The 9874-nt window shown below is 66.6% G+C and carries 7 protein-coding genes and 3 pseudogenes; 8 read left to right on the top strand and 2 right to left on the bottom strand.

Going from position 1 to position 9874, the window contains the following annotated elements:
* Positions 1-78 precede the first annotated feature (78 nt).
* The 4 genes and pseudogenes from ACFY8O_RS30105 to ACFY8O_RS30090 form a co-directional block, all read left to right on the top strand.
* Positions 79-1056 (top strand): helix-turn-helix domain-containing protein, encoded by a 978-nt coding sequence (locus ACFY8O_RS30105; protein WP_387907911.1) that lies wholly within the window; start codon positions 79-81, stop codon positions 1054-1056.
* Positions 1057-1218: 162 nt separating this feature from the next.
* Positions 1219-1704 carry a rhodanese-like domain-containing protein gene (locus tag ACFY8O_RS30100; RefSeq protein ID WP_387907908.1) on the top strand — a complete coding sequence of 162 codons (486 nt, stop codon included), beginning with the start codon at positions 1219-1221 and terminating at the stop codon, positions 1702-1704.
* Positions 1698-2183, top strand: coding sequence for a GNAT family N-acetyltransferase (locus tag ACFY8O_RS30095; RefSeq protein WP_387907905.1), 486 nt, complete (start codon positions 1698-1700; stop codon positions 2181-2183). Before ACFY8O_RS30100 ends, ACFY8O_RS30095 begins: the two co-directional genes overlap by 7 nt.
* 311 nt (positions 2184-2494) lie before the next feature.
* A pseudogene (locus ACFY8O_RS30090) lies at positions 2495-3329 on the top strand (IS5 family transposase); the annotation flags it as partial.
* A gap of 29 nt (positions 3330-3358) precedes the next feature.
* On the opposite strand, the gene ACFY8O_RS30085 reads toward ACFY8O_RS30090, so the two are convergent.
* Complete coding sequence (locus ACFY8O_RS30085) at positions 3359-3931, bottom strand: hypothetical protein (protein ID WP_387907902.1); 573 nt, start codon at positions 3929-3931, stop codon at positions 3359-3361.
* A gap of 272 nt (positions 3932-4203) precedes the next feature.
* Here ACFY8O_RS30085 and ACFY8O_RS30080 point away from each other — a divergent pair, with 272 nt between their 5' ends.
* The 4 genes and pseudogenes from ACFY8O_RS30080 to ACFY8O_RS30065 form a co-directional block, all read left to right on the top strand.
* A complete protein-coding gene (locus tag ACFY8O_RS30080; protein ID WP_387907900.1) occupies positions 4204-5661 on the top strand; it encodes an NF041680 family putative transposase in 1458 nt (485 codons plus the stop codon).
* A gap of 8 nt (positions 5662-5669) precedes the next feature.
* Positions 5670-5922: pseudogene (locus tag ACFY8O_RS30075) on the top strand (DeoR family transcriptional regulator); the annotation flags it as partial.
* Positions 5923-7969: 2047 nt separating this feature from the next.
* On the top strand, positions 7970-9031 hold the full coding sequence (locus ACFY8O_RS30070; protein WP_387907897.1) for a cytochrome P450: 1062 nt from the start codon (positions 7970-7972) through the stop codon (positions 9029-9031).
* A gap of 62 nt (positions 9032-9093) precedes the next feature.
* Positions 9094-9204 (top strand): annotated as a pseudogene (locus ACFY8O_RS30065) (transposase); the annotation flags it as partial.
* Between the two features lie 186 nt (positions 9205-9390).
* On the opposite strand, the gene ACFY8O_RS30060 reads toward ACFY8O_RS30065, so the two are convergent.
* Positions 9391-9798: a carboxymuconolactone decarboxylase family protein gene (locus ACFY8O_RS30060; RefSeq protein ID WP_387907895.1), complete on the bottom strand. Its 408-nt coding sequence runs from the start codon at positions 9796-9798 to the stop codon at positions 9391-9393.
* Positions 9799-9874: the final 76 nt, after the last annotated feature.

Below are 9874 nucleotides of genomic sequence, written 5' to 3'. Positions count from 1 at the left end.
AGGAGACCGGCCCGGTCGAGCTGTCGGCTTTGTCTCCTCCTCTCATGGCCGGACTTGGAGGTTCGTTAAGATTCAGCCATGACAAAGAGGCATGCGGTCGCCGTTCTGGCTTTCGATGGCATGGCGCCCTTCGAGCTGGGTGTGGTGGTGGAGGTCTTCGGTCTGTCCCGACCCGAACTGGGCGACGTGCCCTGGTACGAGCTTCGGGTGTGCGCTGAGGAACCCGGCCGGGACCTCCGAGCGGTCGGTGGGTTCACCTTGCGTGCCGAATACGGCTTGGACGCGCTGGCCTCGGCGGACACGGTGATCGTGCCGGGGGTGGCGGAGACCGGAACGGAGGTCTCACCGGCCCTGGTGGACGCGCTGCTGCGCGCCCACACCCGGGGGGCACGTCTGGTGTCGATCTGCTCGGGAGCCTTCGCGCTGGCGGCGACCGGCCTGCTGGAGGGCCGGCGCGCAACGACGCACTGGCGCTACGCCCGCGCCCTCGCCGAGCGCCATCCCGGGATCGACGTCGACCCCGACGTGCTGTACGTCGACACCGGCGACGTCCTCACCAGCGCGGGCAGCGCGGCCGGCATCGACCTGTGCCTCTACCTGGTCCGGGCCGATCACGGAGCCGCTGTCGCCAACGCCGTGGCACGCCGCTTCGTCGTCCCCCCGCACCGCGAGGGCGGGCAGGCACAGTTCATCGAGGCGGCGGTGGGAGACATCGATCACGAGGACGACGGCGTCACGCGAAGCATGAACTGGGCGCTGCGCCATCTGCACACGCCGCTGTCCGTGACCGCCCTGGCCGAAGCGGCGTACATGTCGGAGCGTTCGTTCGCGAGGCACTTCACCCGCCGCAACGGTGTGAGTCCCATGCGCTGGGTCATCACCCAGCGGGTGGCCGCCAGCCTGCCGCTGCTGGAGTCCGGCGAAGGCACCGTGGACGAGGTCGCCGCCGCGGTCGGCTTCGACAGCGCGGCGACGTACCGGCACCACTTCGGCCGGCAGATGCGTACGACGCCGACGGCCTACCGGAGAACGTTCACCCATGCCGCCGCGTGCTGATGAGGCCCCTGGGCGGGCTGGCGGAATCTTGGTGGTCCATGGCATTCGTGCCACTCGTGGGACCGGTGCCCGGGGCCGGAGGATGGAGTCGTCGCCGGCCGGGCAACCTGGCATGGCTCTGGCGGCCCCGTACCGACCCGACCAAGACGAAAGAGGTACCCCGTGCCTGCCACCGATTCCGCCGAGATCACCGGTGCCGTCCTGAGCGTGCCCGCCGCCGCGCCGGCCGAGGCCGCCGCTCACTACGCCGCCCGTCTGGCGTTCGAGGCGGATGTCTCCGACGTCCACGCCGATCTGGAATCCGGCGCGCCCGGAATCGTGGTGGTCGACACCCGTAGCGGTGCCGGCTGGGACCAAGGGCACATCCCCGGCGCCCTCCACATCCCGAGCGCACGGATCGCCGACCTGGCCCCCGGGCTCATCGACCCGGCCCTGACCGTGGTCACCTACTGCTGGGGCCCGGGCTGCAACGGCGCGACCCGCGCGGCGCTGGCCTTCGCCCGCCTCGGCTACCAGGTCAAGGAAATGCTCGGCGGCTTCGAGTACTGGGTGCGCGAGGGCTTCGCCTACGAATCCGCCACCGGAGCCGAGCAGCGCCCTGTCGACGACCTCACCGCCCCGCGTTCGGGCATCTCCTGCGCATGCTGAAGGACACCGGGCGCCCGGACGGCCTGATCCGTCCGGCCACGCCGGCCGACCTGCCGGCGATAGCCGGCCTGTGCGCCGACCACGCCGCCTTCGAACGCGCCGAGCCCGTGCCGCCCGATCTCGCGGCCCGTCTGGAGCCCGTGCTGTTCTCGGAGGGTCCCCGGGCGTGGTGCCTCGTCGCCGAAAGCAAGAGCGAGCTGATCGGTTACGCCACCTTCTCGCTGGAGTTCTCCACCTGGCAGGCAACCGACTACGCCCACCTGGACTGCCTGTTCGTCTCCGAACCGCACCGAGGAGGAGGGTGGGGGCGTGCTCTGCTCAGTTCCGTGAAGGACGCGGCAGCGTCACGCGGCGCCGCAGCCCTCCAGTGGCAGACACCGGACTGGAACGCCGATGCCATCCGCTTCTACCGCGGCGTGGAGGCCCAGGCCCGGCACAAGGTCAGGTTCTCACTCCCTGTCCGGCCCGCAGAACACTGAGCGCTGAACCGGAGTCGCTGCCAGCGAAACCAGCGAGCGCCGGTCAGCGCAGACCGGCTGCCGATCGACACGGCCTGACCCCGCTTCCGCGGTCCCGCGTGCGCCCGCCGCCAGGTCCGGAAAGGAACGCGAGTACATCCGCGACCGCACCCTCGAAGGCCACGAGTCTGCCCGCATACGCGGAAAGGCCGCCGGGGGCGCGGGAGTCACGGACGACCACGTGCTCTCCATGGCCGTCCTCCTGCGCGACCAGGAGATGAGCCCACCGGAGCAGTCAGGGGGCTAGGAACTGTCTGATAATTGATCTTGTGATGGGTCGCGGAGAGCTGACGGATGCGGCGTGGGAGCGGATATCGCCGCTGCTGCCAGGTGTTGACGGGCGGGGTCGTCCGTGGCGGGATCATCGGCAGGTGATCAACGGGGTGCTGTGTCGATTGCGCACAGGTGCTCCGTGGCGTGACCTGCCAGAACGCTTCGGGCCATGGCAGACGATCTATGAGCGGTTCGCGCGCTGGGAGGTGGACGGAACCTGGGCCCGTCTACTCGAGGAGGTCCAGGCCCACGACGACTCGATCGGAGCGGTGGAGTGGACCGTGTCGGTCGACTCCACCATTAACCGTGCCCACCAGCACGCCGCCGGCGCCCACAAAAAGGGGCACAGGCGGGGGCTGAACTGGAAAATCCGGCACGCGCGGCAGCTGACCAGGCGCTCGGCCGGTCCCGCGGCGGGCTGACCACCAAGGTTCACCTGGCGTGCGACGGCCGGGGCCTGCCTCGGGCCATCCTCGTCACGCCCGGCAACGTCAACGACTCCACCGCCTGCGATGCGGTCCTGGACGCGCTGCGAGTACCCAGGACCGGCGTCGGGCGGCCTCGCCGCAGGCCCGACGCGGTCATCGCAGACAAGGCGTACTCGTCACGGGCGATCCGCCGGACCCTGCGTCACCGGGGCACCCGAGCAGTCATTCCGGAAAGGGTCGACCAGAAGGCCAACCGTGTTCGGCGCTGGCGGACCGGTGGCAGGCCGCCAGCCTTCGACTGCGAGCTCTACAAAGCCCGCAATGTCGTCGAAGCTGCTTCAGCCGGCTCAAACAGTTCCGCGCCGTCGCGGCACGGTTCGACAAACTCGCCGCGCAGCACTCGTCCTCTGGCTCCGCGATACTGCCCGATGATCATTACCAGCGGACTGTACTCAGCCCGTTGCCGAGATCCGTCACCTCAGCTCCAGCAAGAACACCCGGGACGGCGCTGAGCCGGTCTGTCCGGAACTGCACTTGGTCCGGGCGCGGGCCCATCGGCAGTCGGCCATACAGGACCAGCGCGTCATCGTCATAGTCCGCTGTTTCGCCGCCCAGATCGACGAGCAGCGCGACACTCCTGTCCAACTCCCGCTGGATCAGGCGCTGAACCGCATTGGTGGCCTGCTCACGCTCGTTCTCGGTCAACCCGCCGAGCACGAAGGTGAGGATCTGGGTGTCCGGCGCCACATACCTGACATCGCACACCACGTCCTTGTCTGCCGATAGCCAGAACTGCATGCAGAGCGGCCCGACCGACAGGCAAACAAGCTCCATAATGCGCCCGGCAGGCAGCTTCACCTGTTCCCCCACGACGTCCAACAGCATCCCGCAGCCCAGCATCGGGTGCTCGACGGTCAGCCCGGACTGGGCCAAGTGCTCGGTGACCGAGCGGAACTCGGACTCGTCCATCCGGCCCTCGCGGTACCAGGACAGGTAGGTCTCCAACACCGCTGACACTCCTCGTCGTCATGGCCCGTCACGGGGGAGAGAGACGCGACGCCCCACGACGGTAGCCACCCTCCGTTAACAAGGATCCGGCAGTCTGAGCCCACGGATGATCATTTATCAGACAAGACCTAGCTTGATCTTTAACCTCGGGGTCCGAACGGCTCGTCGTACTTGATCACTCGGACTGGCAACTGCGGTACGTGCGGGCGGCCTTCGGCTGAGCATGTGATCCGACCAAGGAACACACAACGCTCAGCACGAAGGCCGTGGGGATGAGTCTGTCGCATCATGTTGTCCGGCAGGATCCGTTTGCGGGACTGTCACGCTTCCGGGGTGAGTTCTACTCCTGTCTGACCAGGCGTGCGGACGCATTGTTCGAACTCGTGGATGCGGTGTTGTGCGCCGACGGGCCGGTCCGTTCCCTGGTGGAGCTGTCGATGGTCGGCGAACATCGACGCGGGCACGGCGGGCTCTACGACGCCCTGTCCGCGGGCCGGGTCGATGTCACCCGGCTGCGTCGGGCGCTGGCCACGGTGTCGCTGCCGAGGACGGCGGACGGCCGGCTGGTCCTGGCCGCCGACCTCACCTGCTGGCTCCGGCCCAGCGCCCACACCTCGCCGCAGCGAATCCTGTGCCACACCTACGGCCGGGGCAAGGACCAGCACATCCCAGTTCCCGGCTGGCCCTACTCGGTGATCTGCGCGCTGGAGACCGGCCGAAGCTCCTGGACCGCACCGCTGGACGCACTACGTCTGGCACCGGGCGACGACGCCGCCACCGTCACCGCCAGACAGATGCGCGAGCTCGTCGAACGGCTCATCACAGCCGGCCAGTGGAAGGACGCCGACCCGGAGATCCTGATCGTGGTGGACGCCGGTTACGACGTGCCACGTCTGGCGTTCTTGCTACGGGATCTGCCGGTGCAGGTGCTGGGCCGGATGCGCTCGGACCGCGTCCTGCGACGCGCGGTCCCACCCCGTGAGCCCGGTCTGCGAGGGCGGCCGCCCCGCCACGGCGGCGAGTTCGTCTTCGGTGACCCGGCCACCTGGAACACACCTGACACCCAGACGGTGACCGTGACCCGTCTCTACGGCACTGCCACCGCACGGGCCTGGGACCGGCTCCACCCGAGACGGACCCACCGCTCGGCCTGGACCGCCGAACTGGGCGCCCTGCCCGTCATCGAGGGCACCGTGATCCGCCTGCAGGTCGAGCACCTGCCCAGCGGCGCGACACCGAAGCCGGTCTGGCTGTGGTGGTCGGGCACCGACGCCACCGCAAGCACCGTCGACCTGCTCTGGCAGGCATTCCTGCGACGCTTCGACATCGAACACACCTTCCGGCTCTTCAAGCAGACCCTGGGCTGGACCTGCCCGAAAATCCGCAGCCCCGAAGCCGCAGACCGCTGGACCTGGCTGATCCTCGCCGCATTCACCCAGGTCCGGCTCGCCCGCCCACTGGCGGCAGACCGCCGACGGCCGTGGGAAAAGCCGGCCCCGCCCGACAGACTCACCCCCGCACGAGTCCGCCGCGACTTTCGGCACCTCCGCACGAAGGCCGCCTGTCCAGCCGGAGCACCGAAAACCGCCCAGCCCGGGCCAGGACGCCCACCCGGCCGCAAGAACGACCAGCCCACTACCCCCTACGACGTGCACACAGTTGGCAGACCAGGCTCCTCGAAACGACGCACCAAGAAGTCAACGACCCCACGTCCTCGCCGCACAGGTTAAAGATCAAGCTAGGCTTCACCGGCGTCCACCCCGAGGTCGGACTGACCACGGGGGACGCAGAGGAGGCTGCGATGAAGCGGGCTCTGTCCGCGCGGGCCGCGGACACCTATGTCCTCGCCTCCCGCGAGAAGATCGGGTACCGCCTCGCCGTACCGCGTCCTGCCGTGGGACAAGATCACCGGGCTGATCACCGACGCCGACCCTCACGACGCGGTGATCGAGCAACTCAAGACACTCGGCGTCGAGATCCTCGTGGCCTGACGAGACCCACATACACGGTAGAGCCTTCAGGCTCCCACCAGATGACGGTCAGTACCCCGGTTCCCTGAGTGGCGGTCAGGCCAGTCGCCGTCTGACATGCTGTGATGTCGGCAAACGCCGCTACGACCTGGGTCGCGGAATGGCCAGCGAACTTCCCCTGCGTAATGTCGCCGGTGAAGGTGTTGACCAGTTCGCCATTCACTGCGTTGACCAGGCGGGTGAGGGCAAACGTGCTTGTGGTGCCGTCCTGCCACGTAAAGATCCTGGAGCCTGTTCCCTGTGCAAGAAGTTGACTGCACGAAAGGAAGACGCTGGCGTTCTCTGTGTAGGTGCCGGTGCCCGCGCCGGGTTCGGAGGAGACGCAGAGGCCGAGATACCCCTGCACGTCGACCTGGATGGGGGCAGGCTGAGTTCGTACTCCCGGACTGTAGTTCGTGGCCGTACTGCCCAGGACACACGACGCGATCGCGGTCCCAGCCTTAGCTGGAGACGGCGCGATCAATGATAGGGACGCGATGATCACAGTAACGATGACGATTCGGATATTCGTCCTGGATCCGAGAGAACTGATCGTTAGTGCCATGGCGTAATCCCTCAAGATTGAGTGAGCTCGTCCCGGAGAATCCAGGTCTTGCTGTGGACGGTGCCGGAAGCCAGGTGAGCCTCTGCGCATCCACTAAGATCAACTTGGATCCTATGGTGAGAGGTCAAGCGCATGACGGAGAGGATCCGACTCTTCTGCGCTTTCCTCAGTGCACTATGTGCGAGATCGTGCTGCCTCATGCGGCACCCCGACGGCGGACCAGATTCAGATCCCGACGAGCGTAAGGGTGTTGGGACCGTTCACGGAAGTGACGCCGCCCGGCTCCAGGCAGGCTAGCGGGTTAAGTTGCGTAGTTGTGACAGTCTGAACTGCGGACGCCCCGGCGTAGCGGCCAGAAGTGACGGTACCCGTGTTGACGAGCACAGTGGTGCCATCAGGCTTCGCGTTGACTGCCGCCGTTAGCATGAGCGTGCTACTGACGCCGTCCGCCCAGGTGTAGGTCTGAGTGACGACTGTGCTACTTCCGAGAAGGCAGGACAGGGAGCCGCTGCCCGTGGTGCTGTAGGTGCCCGTGGAGCTTTGGACTCCTATCCCGGTGCAAGGTCCGACCGTCGCCTGGGTCTCGAAGGCCACTGTTTGCGCGACCAGAGTGAGCCCGGGACTGTAGGTGGTGTTCTGGGCGCCGACGCACTCTACGAGCAGTGCGGTTGCCTGAGCCGGTGGCGTGGCAGCCAAAGTGGCAGCAAGAGTGGCGACTAAGATGACCAGGGCCGCACCAGATCTTGATAGAGATCGACTAGCAAGCATACTCACTCCTAACATCGGGCGACTTGTGGCAGACGGCGAGGATATGCGTGTGGCGCAGCACAAGCGGTTCCGATCACCGATCCCATGATCTGTGACCTGCTAACCGGAAGGGCTGATCGTGTAGTAGCGCAGCAGGTGGGTCGAGGGAGGTTAATCGGATTGGCTTGAAGAGGCAATGCGGTGCGCGGGGCGCACGGACGCACTGAGGGCGGTCAAGCCGGCGCGATAATCAACTCTGTCGGGGATCTTGTGCGCGCGGCTCATTTACCTTGCCGCCACCAGCATTCCCAGGTCAGGCCTTGGGCATCGAGGTACTGCTGGAAGGTCGTGGGGCGTCGGGGGTGGCGACGAACGCCTCCGTCAGGGTGGAACAGCTCACTGATCCTTCCGGGACCGGCCTCGATAGTTCAGCCGTGACGCTTTCGATGTGAGTGCGATTTCCGTCATGCTGGTGCGAGGAAACGGTAGGGGCCTACCCCTCCCCGTCCCGACTAAGTAAACGGAGTACCGCCCGTGGATCTGACGTTATCCCGCCCCGCTCTCCGGATCGCCCCCTCCGACGGTGATCTGCACCGCCAAGCAGCTAGCCTCCGGCACTTCGGACCGCTTGTCCCTGTCGAGCTCCCAGGCGGCTTGGCTGCCTGGGTGGTGACGTCCGACGCACTGGGACGGGAACTGCTGGTCGACCCTCGGTTCGTGAAGGACATCGCTGAATGGCACGCCTGGCAGCGCGGAGAGGTCCCGGCGGATTGGCCTTTGCGGGCCATCGTGGACACGCCTCGTAGCATGATCACTGTGGACGGCACGGAGCATCGCCGGCTGAGGGCCCCTCTGGCCCAGACACTCACGCCGACACGAGTGGAGGCCCTGCGTGGCCAGGTGAGCGCCATCGTCGAGGAGCAACTGGACGAACTTGCCATGGCGTCCGCGGCCAACGACGGAGGGGTTGTAGACTACCGAACCCTTTTCGCATTCCCGGTTCCGATGAAGGTCATTGGTGCATTGCTGGGGATCCCAGAGGGCTGGCACGAGTCGTTACGCGTACTGTTCGAGGACTTCTTCAGTGAAGCCGTGACCGCCGGGCGGAAGAGTTCCGCTATCCGAGGGATTCATGAGCTCATCACCGAGTTGCTTGCGCGTCGCCGATTGGAGGCCGGGGATGACCTTGTCAGCGGCTTGCTGGCCGCTTGCATCGACGAGCCTTACTCCGACGAGGAACTAATCGGCACCCTCTTGGTAGTGATCGGGGCGGGCCACGAAACCACCGTGCACGTTTTGGTCAATGGCCTTCGTGCGCTGCTCGCCCACCCCGAGCAGCTGCGCCGTGCGATGGGTACCCCAGCACTGTGGGCCGGAGCCGTCGAAGAAATCCTGCGCTACGACGCTCCCCTCGCCAATTTCTTCGCTCGCTACGCCACGCAGACTGTCCGGATCGGCGACGCGGATGTGCGGCGCGGAGACCCTCTGCTGGTCAACTACCTCGCTATGGGCCGCGACCCCGAACGTTATGGTCCTGAAGCGTCTGCCTTCGACATCACCCGACGCCCGCAAGGCGGACACACCAGCTTCGGTCGTGGACCTCATGTGTGCATCGGTGCGCCGCTGGCCAGGCTGGAAGCAATCACGGCCTTGCCTTCTCTGTTCGAACGATTTCCAGGCATCCGCATTGCTGTACCCGACGCAGCCCTCCAGCAGTTCCCCTCTCTCATGCTCAATGGCAGGCTCGACGTTCCTGTACTGCTGGGAAACCAGTCGTAGGCTGGCAGAGGTCGGTAGGTCCGTCCGTCGTGGAGGAGGGCACAAGGCCCGCCCTCGTTTAGGACAACCTCAACGTCCACAAAGCCGCAGGTCGGCGGGAGTTCGCCGATGCTCGGGACTGGCTGACCATCCACTACCTGCCGCCCTACCCACCCGACCTCAACCCCGTCGAAGGCATCTGGTACATCTTGCGGCGCGGCTGGCTCTCCAACATCGCTATTTCCGCTCCAGAGCACCTCATCCACAGTCCGGAGCGGCTTACGGTACATCCAGCATCGCAGCCACCTCATCGACGGCTGCCTCACCGAGACCTGCCTGACCACCCGTCTGACCAGCAGCACGACATCCCGAGGTCAACCTCAGTGCTCTCTGCCCCGCAGGAGTCCCCGGGCCGCGAAGGCGTCGTGGACGATCGCTGCCGCAGCCAGCGCCCGAGGGAAGCCAGCGTAGGCGGCCGCCTGCAGCAGGGTCTCCAGGATCTCCTGGGGATCGGTGCCGACGTTGAGTGCCAGCTCCACGTGAATGCGCAGGTGGTCGTTGCAACCTCCGAGTGCGATCAGCGTCGCCAAGGTCAGGAGCTCCCGGTCACGAGGGGTAAGGCCTGAGCGAGACAGCACATCCGAATAAACGTTCGTGAGCAGGGCGTCTGCGAGGTCCGGGCTGAGTTGGCCCAATCGTGCCAGGTACCCGTCGGCTAGCTCGTCTCCGGCGAACGCGCGGGCGGTGGCCAGGCCCAGGTCGCGGCGGTCGGCAGGTGTGTCGTCCATGGCGATCTCCGGTTGGGTTGGTGGTGAAGGACGGCGCCGTCGGGGGCGCCTCCAAGGGCGTTGTCCTTCTCCGCAA

The sequence above is a fragment of the Streptomyces argenteolus genome (assembly GCF_042902585.1).
Lineage (GTDB): Bacteria > Actinomycetota > Actinomycetes > Streptomycetales > Streptomycetaceae > Streptomyces > Streptomyces argenteolus.
Note: the sequence above shows the minus strand (reverse complement) of the source record. Positions and strands in the feature narration are given on the sequence as shown.

What these genes read in the sequence shown, in the direction of transcription:
- ACFY8O_RS30060 (WP_387907895.1), bottom strand. Translation starts at nt 9,798, where the DNA reads ATGGACGACACACCTGCCGACCGCCGCGACCTGGGCCTGGCCACCGCC.
- ACFY8O_RS30095 (WP_387907905.1), top strand. Translation starts at nt 1,698, where the DNA reads ATGCTGAAGGACACCGGGCGCCCGGACGGCCTGATCCGTCCGGCCACG.
- ACFY8O_RS30080 (WP_387907900.1), top strand. Translation starts at nt 4,204, where the DNA reads ATGAGTCTGTCGCATCATGTTGTCCGGCAGGATCCGTTTGCGGGACTG.
- ACFY8O_RS30105 (WP_387907911.1), top strand. Translation starts at nt 79, where the DNA reads ATGACAAAGAGGCATGCGGTCGCCGTTCTGGCTTTCGATGGCATGGCG.